This window comes from Acinetobacter sp. Ver3, assembly GCF_000632455.1.
Taxonomy (GTDB): Bacteria; Pseudomonadota; Gammaproteobacteria; order Pseudomonadales; family Moraxellaceae; genus Acinetobacter.
In genome coordinates, this window is sequence record NZ_JFYL01000064.1 from 1 (window position 1) to 14,697 (window position 14,697).

Genomic DNA, 14,697 nt, shown 5'->3' on the forward strand with positions numbered 1-14,697 from the left:
TTTTTTTATGATAATTTTTTGCTGTTCTTTCAGAATTAAATCAGTCAGCTCATGATAATTTTGAACTGGAATCCAATGATTCGCCTCTAAATGAATTTCCGTATATGGACCTTCAACATAATTTTGATTGAACTGAACACCTTTAGCATCAATTGCAACGTCATCTTTGCCCCAAATAAATAAAGTGGGAACTTTGACTTTATTGAATAGCGTTTTATTAGAGCTAAAAGGTAAACCTCGATACCAGTTGAGTGATGGGCTGAGCCGTTTTTCTATGATCATTTCTTGTTTAAAGTTATTTAATTGTTCAACTGTCATCCCAGAATTTTTTAATAAAGCCTCGCCAATTTGAGGTGTTTTATTAAAGAGCAACTCAGGTATCCATGGAAGCTGAAATAGTCCCATATAATAGGATTTAAAAAGTTGTGTACTGCTGTAAAAAGCCCGCATAATTGCTGCTTTGTGAGGGACGGAGATCGCGGTCAAATGTTTAATTTTATTAGGATAACGTAGAGCAACTTCCCAAGCAACGACTGCGCCCCAGTCGTGTCCTACGATATATGAAGGCTCTCCAATTAAGTCGAGTAAAACATTTACATCATCTGCTAAATGTTGAATGGCATAATCTGCACGTTTCTTTGGTTGAGCCCTTAAGCTATATCCACGTTGGTTTAACGCATAGGTGCGAAAACCATGTTGGTTTAGTATTTCGGCACTATGCTGCCAAATTTTTGATGTTTCAGGAAAACCATGTAATAGCACAATTGGAGTGCCATCGATTGGACCGCTATCTATTACATCAAAAATAAGATTACCTTTTTGAAACTCAGTGATTCGTTGTTGTTTTTCCATAATCAATATCCTCTTTCCTTTACATATCTTTATCAAATTTGGATGATAGAACTAGGGCTGAACGGGTCAGTTCTAGGTGAAAGAAGGTCGTTCATTGTCTGACAATATTATGGGTTGATTAAACGGTGTATTTGTATTGGGATTTGTTTTTGTAAGAACGTTAAGCAAAGTCTCAAAGCTAAGGTCCGATAGCTTAAGCTCGGAGTAACCAAGTGGACATCTTCAGGGATTAGAGACCATTCAGGTAAAATATGAATCAACGTTGAGTTGACTAATTGATGGGCCACTTGGATTTCTGCAACGGCGGCAATACCTAAATGTGCTTCTACAGCAGCAAGAGCATGTTCGGATGGTGTCACCATCAGATGTGTATAAATTTTAAATTTTTTTATCGTACCGTTTTTGAAAAGTTTGATTTTGGACAGCTCGCGGTTATGTGAGATAAAATGATGATCACACAGTTGCTCTGGGTGTTCAGGAATGCCACAACGCATTTGATAGGTTGGACTGGCGCATAAAATTCTTCGAACTTGTCCAACCTTTTGAGCATGGAGTGTAGAGTCTGCTAAATCACCAAGTCTGATGGCTAAGTCATATCCTCCAGAAATCAAATCAACTTTAGTGTCATTCAAATCAATTTCAATATCAATGTGTGGATATTCAATTAAAAATTGAGAGATTAAAGGCAATACCACCAATTTTCCAAAAGTTCCCGAAGCAGCTATTCGAATTCGACCTTTGGGTTGTATTTCTAATTGTGTGAGGTCGTTCGTCAGCGATTCAATCTGATGAAATAGGGGGGAGATTTCTTTTAAGAAAATCTTACCAGCATCAGTTAGTGAGCTTGAATTGGTATTTCGATTTAATAATCTAATATTTAAGGATTCTTCAAGTCTTGAAAGTCGATTAGATAACGTGGATTTAGCAATATCATAACGTCTTGCTGCCGCGGATAAACTTCCAGCATCTGCAATCAGTACGAACCAATATAGGTCATCGATTGAGTAGGGTAAGCTGTTCATAAAATCGAACACCACCTTTCATTTTTATTGTCTATTCACATCATTATAGAACCGCTAAGTTAAGTCAATTGATCAGATGTAGCAAATGATCTGATTTAGCAAATTGAGGACATAGCAATGACAATGAATTGTGATTTAGAAACTGGTACTTGTTCAGTAGCCGAATTGGAAAAAGGCCAAAATGCAGTGGTGAATGTAGCATCTGACCTCAGCCTGATTTATGTGGGTGACCCAATGTGCTCATGGTGTTGGGGAAGTTCAAATATCATTAAACAAGCGCGTGAATATGCAATTCAGCATGGTGTTGGCTTTCAAGTGATTAGCGGTGGTTTAAGACCTGGTGGAGGTGATGCTTGGACTGATACTTTCAAGAATTTTTTACGCACCGAATGGAAAAATATTCAGAGACTGACTCAACAACCTTTCACTGAAAAATTGTTAGAAAGAGCACATTTTAATTATGATACTGAGCCTTCAGCACGTGCTATTTACGTTGCTCGACAACTTTGGCAAGACCATGATCATCATGATGAAAAACTTTTGGCATTTTTTTCAGCAATCCAATATAAATTTTATGTGGATGGTGAAGATCCGAACGAGCTTGAATATTATCGAAGTATATGTGAAACATTTGAGCTAGATTTTGACGTATTCTCAACGTTGTTTGAATTACCTGAGACCCAAACAGCGACCTATGAAGAGTTCAAGCTTAACCGAAGTTGGGGCATAAAAGGGTTCCCAAGTTTTGTGATACGTCATGGAGACAATGTCAAAATCATAGGCTCTGGTTATGTGGCATTGGAAAAATTAACACAAGCTATTGATGACTTAATCAAAGATGCGCGTATATAAGGAAAAGTTGAATGGCAATTATTCTACAAATTGATTTTCCCTATGATGGACCTTGGGGTCATGAAATGTTTGAAAGTTTCAAAACACTCGCGGATTCAATAGCAAATGAGAAAGGCTTGATTTGGAAAATTTGGACTGAAAATGAAGCGTCCAAAGAAGCAGGTGGAATTTACTTATTTGAAAGCCAATCAGATGCAGAGGATTATCTAAATATGCATCTTCAGCGTTTAAGGGAAAATGGCTTTACTGAATGTAGACATCGAATTTTTGCTGTAAACTCGCCACTTTCAAAATTGAATTTTGCACCTGTTTAGGTAAATCGATGTATCAACTCAGGATAGTGGATACATCGATTCTTCATTTAAACAGCAGTGATCGTTCCTAAAACTCGATCTCCTTGAGCTCCTGTCACTTCAGGTAAATTACCAGCAAGTTGGTTTACAAATCGCATAGCCAACCAAGCAAAAGCGGTCGCCTCCACCCAAGTCGGTGCTAATCCCAAATCTGCTGTGGTTTGAACACTCCACTCATGTTTACGTAAACGCCAACGTAATTGTTCTAATAATTGTGAGTTGTATGCACCACCCCCACAGACATAAACTTCACCTGTGTCCATAGGGGAGCGATAAATGGCTTTCTTAATGGCACGTGTCGTGAGTTTCATCAGCGTTGCTTGAACATTTTCAGGCGTATCTTCAAGTTCATCGTATTCAACATCGCTACGCCAATCCGCAATTTGTTCATCCAACCATTCCAAATTAAAGTCTTCACGACCAGTACTTTTTGGCGGTTCTTTGGAGAAAAAGTCATGTGATTGCAAACGATCAAGCAAAGCGCGAATAGGCGTACCATAAGCAGCCCAATTGCCATTTTCATCATAAGGCTGACCTGTGTAACGTTCACACCAAGCATCCATCAAAATATTGGCTGGTCCAGTATCGAAGCCATATACGCCTTTAGGATCACCCGCAGGTAACATACTGACATTGGCAATTCCACCGAGATTTAAGATCACACGGTGTATCGTCGGATGCTGAAATAAGGCTTGATGGAATGCTGGCACTAGAGGTGCACCTTGACCACCAGCAGCCATATCACGGCGTCTAAAATCTGATACCACAGGAATTTGAGTGATTTCAGTAATAATGTTGGGATCACCAATTTGCAGGGTAAATCCATGTTCGGGACGATGACGAATCGTTTGACCATGAGATCCAATGGCTTTTATTTGAGTTCTATCGAGATTATTTTCTTGTATAAGTTGATTGATTCCATGACCGATCATCTGTGCTAAAGCGACATCAGCTTTACCCATGCGGTCAATTTCATTATCGTCTGGCAAAGTAAGTGCCATCAGTTCATCACGTAAATCTGGATCAAAGGCTAATGTCAGCGTTGCATGGATCTGTAATGGATCAAAAGAAGCGGCTACAAAATCGACGCCGTCCATACTCGTGCCAGTCATTACACCAATGTAGATTGTGGTCATGATTATTCTTAAGCCTGCATTGTGCTGAAAAAGTGTTAGTATATCGCACAAATTGAACAACAGATGTATTTGGGTTTTGTGATGTCAAATTTCCTGCCTGCTGAAGAACAACTTGCCCTCATTCAACGAGGCACACATGAAATTATTTCAGAAGAAGATCTTCTGAAGAAATTAAAATTGAATCGTCCTTTGAAAATTAAGGCGGGTTTTGATCCTACAGCACCAGACTTACACTTAGGTCATACGGTATTAATTAACAAGCTTAAAGTGTTCCAAGACTTAGGTCATGAAGTATTCTTCTTGATTGGTGATTACACTGCGATGATTGGTGACCCAACAGGTAAAAGTGCAACTCGTCCACCATTGTCACGTGAGCAAGTCTTAGAAAACGCGAAAACCTATCAGGAACAAGTGTTCAAAATTCTTGATCCAAATAAAACTAAGGTGGTGTTTAACTCAGAATGGTTTGCTCAAAAAACTGCTGCTGATCTGATCCAATTGGCTTCACAGCAAACGGTTGCACGTATGCTTGAACGTGATGACTTTACTAAACGCTATAACAACCAACAGCCGATTGCGATTCACGAGTTTTTGTATCCATTGGTGCAAGGCTATGACTCTATCGCGCTTGAGGCAGATGTTGAGTTAGGTGGTACAGATCAAACCTTTAACTTGCTGATGGGGCGTACTTTACAAGGTCGTTATAATCAAGAGCCACAAGTGTGTATCACTGTACCAATTCTTGAAGGTTTAGATGGCGTCAATAAAATGTCTAAATCTTTAGGTAACTACATTGGTGTATTTGATGCACCTGGTGCGATGTACCAAAAAGTACTTTCAATGCCAGACAGCTTAATTGAGCGATATTTCGAACTTCTTAGCTTCAAGTCAATGGAAGAGATCGAAGGCTTATTGAAAGAAATGGCCGAAGGTCGTAACCCTCAAGAAATTAAACGTATCTTAGCGCTCGAGTTAGTGGAACGTTTCCATGGAAGCGAAGCTGCTGCGAATGCACATAAAGGTGCAGGGAATATCATCACAGAAGGTGAGCTTCCTGAAGGAACGCCAGAAGTGACGATTTCACGTGGTGAATTCGGTGGTGAAATGTTTATTGCTTCTATTGTTCGTGCAGCAGGTTTAACTAAAAATGCAGCGCAAGCCAAAGATGCGGTTTCACGTGGAGCCGTAAAAGTTGATTGGGAGGTGGTGGATGCATCATTCTCAATTAACGAAAACAAAACAGTGATTGTTCAAGCAGGTAAAAAGGCTATTGCTAAAGTCACTTTTACTGACTAAATCATTAAGTTTTGCATGATTAAAAAGCCATCCTAAGTGATGGCTTTTTTGTGTCAAGAATGAAATGAAGATGAAAGATGGATTAATTTTTGGTTGTTCTGGTTGAAATCCATTAAAATGCGCCATCCAATACTTATTTGTTTGAATATCTATGATTCAGTTAGACCAACTTACCATTCGCCGCGGCGGTCGCATTTTATTTGAAAAAGCGTCTATGCAACTTCACCCTGGTTGGAAGATTGGTTTAACAGGTGTCAATGGTGCAGGAAAATCGACGTTGTTTTCAGCATTACTTGGAGGCATGGAATCAGATGGTGGCTCATTAACACGACCATCGGTTTGGACAGTGGCGCATATGGCGCAAGAGATTAAAGCGCTGGATATGAAAGCGATTGATTTCGTTCTATCTGGTGATGAAGAGTATTGGGATATCCAACACAAACTTGAGCATCCTGACGGATTGTCTGATCAAGATTTAGCAAATTTATATGGTCGTTTTGATGAAATTAGTGGCTACTCAGCGCCGTCTAAAGCATCACAACTGATGGCTGGTTTAGGTTTCTTTGAACATCAGTCAGAACTTAGCGTAAAAAGTTTCTCTGGTGGATGGCGTATGCGTTTAAATCTTGCGCGTACTTTGATGAGTCGTTCAGATTTACTCTTACTTGATGAACCGACGAATCATTTAGATTTAGACGCTATTTTATGGTTAGAAGACTGGTTAAAAGCATATGAAGGCACATTGGTACTGATTTCGCATGACCGTGATTTCTTGGATGCCATTACCGACCATATTTTACATATCGAAAACCAAGAACTAACGCTTTATACCGGCAACTATTCAACCTTTGAACGTACTCGAAGTGAACGTTTAGCTCAACAACAACAAGCCTATGAGAAACAGCTTGAGCTACGTGCACATCTGCAAAAATATATCGATCGTTTTAAAGCTAAGGCAACCAAAGCAAAACAGGCACAAAGCCGTATTAAACAGCTCGAACGAATGCAAGAGCTTTCTGCTGCGCATGTCGATACGCCTTTTACCTTTAGCTTCCGTGAACCGACCAAAATGAGTTCTCCGTTGTTACAACTGGATAGTGCTGATATTGGTTATGGTAACAAACTGATTGTGACCAATGTGAAACTACAAATCACGCCAACCAGCCGTATCGGTTTACTGGGAATGAATGGTGCAGGTAAGTCCACATTAATTAAATCATTGGTGGGTGATTTACCTTTAATTCAAGGTCAACGCAAAGCATCCGAATTACTTAATATTGGTTATTTCGCCCAACATCAAATGGATGCATTAGATGGTAATGCGAGTCCAATGTTGCAGTTATCTCGTATTGCAGATAAAAAGATTAGTGAAGCGACTTTACGTGCCTTCTTAGGGAGTTTTGGTTTCTCTGGTGAGCGTATGGATACGCCGTGTGAAAGCTTCTCTGGGGGTGAGCGTGCACGTTTAGCATTGGCTTTGATTGTCTGGCAGCGTCCAAATGTTTTAATTTTAGATGAACCGACCAACCATTTAGACTTGGATATGCGTCATGCATTAACTATGGCACTACAAGACTTTGAGGGGGCAGTGGTGTTGGTCTCACATGAACGCCAATTAATTGCAAGTGTCTGTGATGAATTACTCCTAGTGCATAACGGTAAATGTCGTGAGTTTGAAGGTGATCTTGTTGCTTATGCAGACTGGTTACGTCAAGCACGTGCAGAGCTGATGAAGCAAGGGCAGCAAGCACCTGAGCCAGTGAAATCTCAAGTGATTGATAAGCCTGTAGTTTCTAAAGTAGATAAAGAAGCTCAGCGTAAAGAAGCTGCGCGTCGCCGTGAAATGAGCCGCCCAATTCGTAAAAATATTGAAAAACTGGAAGCTGAGATTGCAAAGATTCAACCACGTCTAGGTCAGATTGAGGATGCTTTAGGAGATGCATCACTTTATGATGCCTCTCGGAAAGATGATCTTTTAAAATTGATGAATGAACAAACTGAGCTTAAAGGAAAATTAGCACAAGCAGAAGAAAAAATGCTTGAACTGATGATGGAACTTGAAGAGTTAGAAAGTTCATTCGAAGATTAATGAATAATTTCTAAATAAAAAAAGCCCGATGAAAATTGGGCTTTTTTATATATATTTAAAAGAATTATTTAAACTATAAAGAGGGATATAAATGGAAGAAAAAGGCGCTGTAATTTCTGATTGTCAAAAATATAGATATTCACTGTGGACGATATGGGATAAATCAAAACCAATATATACCTTTATAGGTTTAAATCCATCTACGGCAGATCATTTAACAGATGATAGAACTATAAAACGTTGTAAAAAATTTGTCCAAGATTGGGGCGGAGGTGGATTTTATATAGTAAATTTATTTGCTTTTAGGACACCATATCCATATGAACTATTTGCTGAAAATAATCCCATAGGTGAACTGAATGAGAGCTATCTAATTGAGCTAACTAATCAATCAGAAAAAATCGTGGCTTGTTGGGGGAATGATGGTAATTATCTTAAAAGGGCTGATCAAATAAGAGAGTTGCTAAAAGGAAAACTTTATTGTTTGCACCTAAATAAATCAGGCGAACCTAAACATCCTCTTTATGCACATTCTAAAAGCGTACTAATTAAATATTTTTAATTAAAAAAACCGCGCTTTCGCGCGGTCTTTTATTTAAAGCGACAAATTATTTTTTGTCATCTTTCACTTCAGTGAACTCAGCATCTACAACGCCGTCGTCCGCTTTTTGTTGTTGACCAGCAGCATCACCTTGGAATGCATTTGGATCAAAACCTTGCGCACCACCTTGAGCACCCTGCGCAGCTTCATAAGCACGTTGAGTGATCGGCATGATGATGTTTTGAAGTGCTTCAGTTTTCGCTTTGATCGCGTCAACATCATTTTCTTTTGTTGCAGCTTCAAGTTCTGAAACAGCAGTTTCAACCGCAGTTTTTTCATCAGCAGTTACTTGTTCGCCAAGGTCTTTTACTGCTTTTTGAGCAGAAGAAACTAATGCATCAGCTTCGTTACGCGCTTTTGCTAATTCTTCAAACTTACGGTCTTCTTCCGCATTCGCTTCAGCATCTTTGATCATCGCTTCAATTTCAGCATCGCTCAAACCTGAGTTTGCTTTAATTTGAATTGATTGCTCTTTACCAGTGCTCTTGTCTTTCGCAGATACTTTCAAGATACCATCAGCGTTGATGTCGAACGATACTTCAATTTGCGGCACACCACGTGGAGCAGGTGGGATATCGCCCAATTGGAAGTTACCCAACAATTTGTTTTGTTGAGCCATTTTACGTTCACCTTGATAAACCGAAATGTCTACTGCAGGCTGGTTATCAGCAGCTGTAGAGAACACTTGTGATTTTTTCGCAGGGATTGTTGTGTTTTTCTCGATGATTGGAGTTAACACGCCACCCATTGTTTCAATACCAAGTGTCAACGGTGTTACGTCAAGTAATAGAACGTCGTTCTTATCACCTGAAAGTACAGCACCTTGGATCGCAGCACCCATTGCCACAGCTTCGTCAGGGTTCACGTCTTTACGTGGCTCTTTACCGAAGAACTCTTGTACTTTTTGTTGTACAAGTGGCATACGAGACTGACCACCAACCAAGATTACGTCAGAGATATCAGAAGTTGATAAACCTGCATCTTTAAGCGCAATACGACAAGGCTCAATTGTACGAGCAACTAGGTCAGCAACTAAACCTTCTAATTTTGCACGTGTTACATTGATCACTAAGTGTTTAGGACCAGTCGCATCAGCAGTGATGTACGGAAGGTTAATTTCAGTTGCATTAGAAGAAGACAATTCAATCTTCGCTTTTTCAGCAGCTTCTTTTAAACGTTGAAGTGCGAGAGGATCGTTTTTCAAGTTTACATTTTGTTCTTTCTTGAATTCTTCAACCAAGAAGTCGATTAACGCGTTATCAAAGTCTTCACCACCAAGGAATGTGTCACCATTAGTAGACAACACTTCGATTTGTTGGTCGCCATCAAGGTCAGCGATTTCAATGATTGATACGTCGAAAGTACCACCACCTAAGTCGTAAACCGCGATTTTACGATCGCCTTCTTTCTTGTCCATACCGAACGCAAGCGCTGCAGCTGTTGGTTCGTTGATGATACGTTTAACATCTAAACCAGCAATTTTACCAGCATCTTTCGTTGCTTGACGTTGAGCATCGTTGAAGTATGCAGGAACAGTAACTACCGCTTCAGTAACTGTTTCACCTAAGTAATCTTCCGCAGTTTTCTTCATTTTCTTAAGAACTTCTGCAGAGATTTGTTGTGGTGCTAGTTTCTTGTCGTTTACATCAACCCAAGCATCACCATTGTCAGCTTTGATGATTTTGTAAGGTACAAGACCAATATCTTTTTGAACTGCTTGATCTTCGTAACGACGACCGATCAAACGTTTGATCGCAAATAATGTATTTTTCGGGTTTGTTACCGCTTGACGTTTAGCTGATTGACCAACAAGGATCTCGCCATCTTTATACGCAATAATAGACGGAGTTGTACGAGCGCCTTCAGCGTTGTCGATTACTTTAACTTTATCGCCTTCAAGTACTGCAACACATGAGTTTGTAGTACCTAAGTCAATACCAATAATTTTAGCCATTGATGTGTTCCTCGAAAATTTTTTTGTGATCTTTCACTTGTTATCCGATATGAGAGCCATTCATTATTTTTCAAGTAAAAAACTTAAAAAATTTTTACAAACTCCCGTATTTCTTGACTTATTGGCCTACCATGACCATTGCAGGACGAAGTAAACGGCCAGAAAGGGTGTAACCTTTTTGAAGTACCGTACCAATCTCACCCGCTTTTGCATCTGGGGCAATACCTACTGCTTGATGCAAATCAGCATTAAAACCATTTTCAGTGTCAACTGCCACAACACCAAATTTTTCTAATGTTGCTAATAATGACTTCAGTGTGAGTTCTACACCTTCTGATAAAGGAGTTTTTTCATCACCTGCAGCAGCAATTGCACGTTCAAGGTTGTCAACTGAATCCAATAATTCTTTTGCAAATTTCTCTAAAGCAAATTTTTTCGCAGTATCCGCCTCACGCTCTAAACGTTCTTTGGTTTTTTCTGCTTCATACTTCGCATTTGCAGCAACTGCTTTTTCATATTTTAAGTTTTCAGTCAGCGTTGCGATTTGCGCTTGAAGGTCTTCTACAGAAACTTCAACTTCAGCTTGTTGATTTTCAACTTGCTGTTCAGTTTGTTCCGTTTGAACGTCCTGAGTTTGTTCGTTTTGCTCATTTGCCATGGAAGATCTCCGCTTAAATGGGTTTTTAAACATGTACAGTCCTTTGGCATCAGTGTTAACTGCGTTAATCTGAACTGCCATGCGTGTGTAATTCATCAATACAAAGGTAATGTGGGCGACTATAAATAATTCAAGCTTAAACGATGTTTATTTCTACTAAATTCATCTTTACAACAAGGAATGAAAATTTTCGATCCATTTAGAGAAATCTAAAGTCTAGAATAAGAAGAGGAGATGAACTGAAGAACGATTATAAAAATATGATTTTGTATATATTTTATATATAAAATATATAGATTCAGATAAAACAAGTCTTTCCTTTTAAAGAATCAAATCTGTATTATCTTTAACCAGATACTAACGCTGTAGTTTCTATTTATTTTGTTTTTGCTTTTTAATAGCTCATCCAACCTCCTTGGATGAGTTTTTTTTTGCTTGTCGAGATCTGAGTAACAATGTTAAGCAACCGATATACCGTGTAGCCACACTGTGATTCAGTCACCTTCAAAAAGGGTTTATATCGCACCACATATTCACTAAAAAATAAATTAAATAAATGGCTTAGGACATATATTCAACTATAAAAGTTGAATTGCATTTTCTTTACACTTTTTTCATAAGTTCAACCTGAAGTCATCGAAACTTGAACCAAGAACTGACGCATGAAATAAAAAAGTCAGGAATGATAAGCCTTCAAAGTTAACTCTGACTTTGAATGTTTCAAGTAAGGAATTAAACAATGAAAAAATTAGGTCTCATTTCCCTGGCATTTGCAGCTATTGGTTTTGCTACTGTAGGTTGTACTTCAAACCAATCTGCTGAAACTGCTCAAGCGACCACACAAACAGATGCTTCAATAGCGCAAGCGGCAACTACTGAAATGGATACCCAAAATGGTGTGGCTGTACAAGCTGACCCAAGTGTAGAGTCTGCTGAACCGATTCAAGCTGTCCCAGCTGAAGGTGCAGAAGCCCCTCAAGTTGTTGAGTAAAATGCAATGAAATTTAATTCATTTAAACTGCTTATAATGGATTAAATTTTATGAAAAAGCAGAGAATAGAGAGTAAATAGGATGCCTTTACTGTCTATTTTTAGAATCACAGCACTTAAAAAAACCTAACATTCAAATGTGAATGTTAGGTTTGTGAGGTAACTTTAAATCAATTGTCTTGAGTCCAAGAAAGCTTAACGATCTCGGCGATCGTGTTGACGTTCCTGTTCTCGCTTCTTGCGGTCCTGTTCTAAGCGCTTACGTTGTTCTTCAATCGCTTTTTTACGATTATCTTGATTCCAACGATTACGTTCAGCTTGACGTTGTTTTAGAATTTCCTTTTGACGTTGTTCAATCTGTTTACGACGATCATGCTCAGCACGTTCTTTATTACGTCGATCTGCTAATTCACGTTGTTGGCGTTGACGTTCATAATCACGTTTGAGCTTTTCTTGTTCAAGGCGCTGTTGATGTAAACGTTGTGCGCGTTCTCTCTCCCAACGTTGACGGTCATAGTTGCGATCATAATCACGATCATAACGATGGTCATAATTACCATTATAATAAGGGCCATCGTCAGGGAAGGCCACACAACCGACTGCAAGAACTGCTGTGGCCAATGACATTATCATTACTTTTATTGCCATAGCTTTCACCTTTATATGTTGAATCAGGACAACCAAAAAATTCCTGATGTTGGATTAAATAGTCAATGACAAGACTGCTATAGTCAGATTAGCGTAAATGGAATTGAAGTTTGTATATTGATCAGTAGACTTAGTTAACAAAATAGTCATGAAATGGCTGATCGTGTAGAAATTATGAAGAATACGGATTTTTAAAAGGATCGGAATCGTGAATCAAAAAATACAACAATTACTTGAAAATGGTCAGGGTTCTGCAGGACGTGCATTAGATCGACTCCCAAAGATCGTTCAAGAATCTCTAGTGAAGTTACTTGGCTATCCCTATGACTATCCTCAACTCGATAGTTTTACAAAATGCTTGATGGCTGCACAGTTGAAACAAGGAAAATCAGGCTTTATTGGCGCTGATATTGATAAATCAAGAAAAGAATTTGAAAATCAAATCCAATCCATCACACATAAATCATCTCATGTTCAATATGTAGAAGATATTCGTCTTCCTTTACAAAGTGGTACTGTATTTGCCAGACATTATCATCCTGCTCCGAATAAAAAACTACCAATGATTGTATTTTATCATGGTGGTGGGTTTGTTGTCGGAAGTGTGAATACACATGATGAAGCGTGCCGAATCATTGCGAATTATGCAAAAGCACAAGTAATCAGTATTGATTATCCTTTAGCACCAGAAGTTTCTCCACAATCATTGATTCAATCATGTGAAGATGCATTGGCATGGGTATATCAAAATCGTCGTCACTTTAAAATCTTAAAAAATCGTATTGCTGTAGCAGGAGATAGTGCTGGCGGTAATATTAGTGCTGTCGTTGCTCAACGTGCATTGAATGCCAGTTATGCGCCTCAAGCTCAATTTTTAATATATCCTGCGGTAGATTTCAAAAGTCGTCATCCATCATTCTTTGCGTATAAAGATGGTTTAGTATTAACCAACAGCGATATTGACTATGTGACAGAATACTACGCGACAAGACATAAAGTTGCTTTGGATAATCCACTAATTTCCCCAACATACGGTAATCTAAAAAAATTGGCACCAGCTTATGTTGTTACAGCGGGACATGATGTATTGCATGATGAAGGCAAAATTTACGCCCACAAATTACGTCAAAATGGCACTAAAGTGTTGTATCAAGATTTTGAAGATCAAACACACGGATTTATTAATCTAACGCTAGTCTCAGGGCGTTCTAAAAAATTGTTGATTGAAATGAGTAAAGAGTTTAGAAGATTTTGGGATAAAAATAGTTAATAGATGCTTACTTTCAAATCCTGAGATTCAAACGAAACTCAGGATTTTTTCTTTATATAGAGTAATCGAATAAAAATACTTTGATGCTTAACAAAAAACTGAATCTTTTCTGGCGATTGATTCATGAATAATAGATAAGATAAAACATCAATAAGAGGATAGCGTATGTTAAAAAAAATGATGTTAGGTGCTTCTGTTGCGGCGATGAGTACTTTGTCTTTGGCAGCAAATACGCATATGCAAATCAAAACATCAGCAGGAGATATCGAAATCGAGTTGTTTAATGATAAAGCTCCGATATCAGCAAAGAACTTTGAAACTTATGCGAAAGCTAATTTTTATAACGGCACAATCTTCCATCGGGTTATTCCGGGGTTCATGATTCAAGGTGGGGGATTAGATGTATCGATGAAAGAAAAAGCGAATCGACCTCCAATCAAGAATGAATCGTATAATGGCTTAAAGAATAACCGTGGCACTTTAGCCATGGCACGTACAAACCAACCTGATTCAGCAACGAGCCAATTTTTCATTAATGTTGCGGATAATGATTTTCTAAATAAAGCGCCAATGAATCCTGGTTATGCTGTGTTTGGTCAGGTAACTAAAGGCATGGATGTTGTCGATAAAATTGCAAAAGTGCCTACTGGTAGATTTGGTATGCATCAAGATGTGCCAAAAAATCCTATTAAAATTTTAAGTGTGAATATAAAACCTTCAAAAGCGAAATAGTGATTAAAAAAAGAAGCAGAAATATTAAATTAATATTTTTGCTTCAATATTATAGGGTTAAGTGTAAATGTGATTATTAATGAATCATAATGGTGCATAAAAATAGAACACTCAATAAAACATGGGGTTAAAAGCACTTGCAATGATTTCGAAATGCTCTAGAATGCACCCCATACCGACGAGATACACGGAAACGAGCGAAGCAGGTTGCTGAGTTGTTAAGTGTTTCGAGTCCAGCTTCTGG

14 protein-coding genes are annotated in these 14,697 nt (G+C 38.6%); 8 read left to right on the forward strand and 6 right to left on the reverse strand.

All coding sequences use genetic code 11. From position 1 onward, the window contains the following. On the reverse strand, positions 1-852 hold an 852-nt coding region (locus CL42_RS13175), incomplete at its 3' end, for an alpha/beta fold hydrolase (RefSeq protein WP_051586618.1). A gap of 107 nt (positions 853-959) precedes the next feature. Beyond that, positions 960-1,874 (reverse strand): LysR family transcriptional regulator, encoded by a 915-nt coding sequence (locus tag CL42_RS16555; RefSeq protein WP_051586619.1) that lies wholly within the window; start codon positions 1,872-1,874, stop codon positions 960-962. 117 nt (positions 1,875-1,991) lie between these two features. On the opposite strand from CL42_RS16555, the gene CL42_RS13185 reads away from it, so the two are divergent. Then, positions 1,992-2,726 (forward strand): DsbA family protein, encoded by a 735-nt coding sequence (locus CL42_RS13185; RefSeq protein WP_035269450.1) that lies wholly within the window; start codon positions 1,992-1,994, stop codon positions 2,724-2,726. A gap of 11 nt (positions 2,727-2,737) precedes the next feature. After that, entirely contained in the window at positions 2,738-3,040 is a 303-nt protein-coding gene (locus CL42_RS13190) for a monooxygenase (RefSeq protein ID WP_035269455.1), read from the forward strand. Between the two features lie 47 nt (positions 3,041-3,087). Here the strand turns inward: CL42_RS13190 and CL42_RS13195 are convergent, their stop codons facing one another. Then, the gene (locus CL42_RS13195; protein ID WP_035269457.1) at positions 3,088-4,215 is read right to left on the reverse strand and encodes an anhydro-N-acetylmuramic acid kinase; all 1,128 of its coding nucleotides are present in this window, start codon (positions 4,213-4,215) and stop codon (positions 3,088-3,090) included. A 63-nt stretch (positions 4,216-4,278) separates the two neighbouring features. Here CL42_RS13195 and tyrS point away from each other — a divergent pair, with 63 nt between their 5' ends. The 3 genes from tyrS (at position 4,279) to CL42_RS13210 (ending at position 8,162) form a co-directional block, all read left to right on the forward strand. After that, complete coding sequence (tyrS, locus tag CL42_RS13200) at positions 4,279-5,511, forward strand: tyrosine--tRNA ligase (protein ID WP_171076798.1); 1,233 nt, start codon at positions 4,279-4,281, stop codon at positions 5,509-5,511. Positions 5,512-5,662: 151 nt separating this feature from the next. Continuing rightward, positions 5,663-7,600, forward strand: a complete 1,938-nt coding sequence (locus CL42_RS13205; protein ID WP_035269460.1) for an ATP-binding cassette domain-containing protein — start codon at positions 5,663-5,665, stop codon at positions 7,598-7,600. A 91-nt stretch (positions 7,601-7,691) separates the two neighbouring features. After that, positions 7,692-8,162 (forward strand): DUF1643 domain-containing protein, encoded by a 471-nt coding sequence (locus tag CL42_RS13210; RefSeq protein WP_035269461.1) that lies wholly within the window; start codon positions 7,692-7,694, stop codon positions 8,160-8,162. Positions 8,163-8,208: 46 nt separating this feature from the next. Here the strand turns inward: CL42_RS13210 and dnaK are convergent, their stop codons facing one another. Next, positions 8,209-10,155 carry a molecular chaperone DnaK gene (dnaK, locus tag CL42_RS13215; RefSeq protein ID WP_035269467.1) on the reverse strand — a complete coding sequence of 649 codons (1,947 nt, stop codon included), beginning with the start codon at positions 10,153-10,155 and terminating at the stop codon, positions 8,209-8,211. Positions 10,156-10,273: 118 nt separating this feature from the next. Further along, positions 10,274-10,846, reverse strand: a complete 573-nt coding sequence (grpE, locus tag CL42_RS13220; RefSeq protein WP_257219952.1) for a nucleotide exchange factor GrpE — start codon at positions 10,844-10,846, stop codon at positions 10,274-10,276. Positions 10,847-11,552: 706 nt separating this feature from the next. Between grpE and CL42_RS13225 the strand changes: the two genes are divergently transcribed. After that, complete coding sequence (locus CL42_RS13225) at positions 11,553-11,804, forward strand: hypothetical protein (protein WP_035269475.1); 252 nt, start codon at positions 11,553-11,555, stop codon at positions 11,802-11,804. 194 nt (positions 11,805-11,998) lie between these two features. Here CL42_RS13225 and CL42_RS13230 read toward each other — a convergent pair whose 3' ends face one another. Further along, positions 11,999-12,451, reverse strand: coding sequence for a hypothetical protein (locus tag CL42_RS13230; RefSeq protein ID WP_035269476.1), 453 nt, complete (start codon positions 12,449-12,451; stop codon positions 11,999-12,001). A 199-nt stretch (positions 12,452-12,650) separates the two neighbouring features. On the opposite strand from CL42_RS13230, the gene CL42_RS13235 reads away from it, so the two are divergent. Together CL42_RS13235 and CL42_RS13240 are read left to right on the forward strand one after the other, a co-directional pair. Then, positions 12,651-13,721, forward strand: a complete 1,071-nt coding sequence (locus tag CL42_RS13235) for an alpha/beta hydrolase (RefSeq protein WP_035269477.1) — start codon at positions 12,651-12,653, stop codon at positions 13,719-13,721. 165 nt (positions 13,722-13,886) lie between these two features. Further along, the gene (locus tag CL42_RS13240) at positions 13,887-14,453 is read left to right on the forward strand and encodes a peptidylprolyl isomerase (RefSeq protein ID WP_035269478.1); all 567 of its coding nucleotides are present in this window, start codon (positions 13,887-13,889) and stop codon (positions 14,451-14,453) included. Positions 14,454-14,697: the final 244 nt, after the last annotated feature.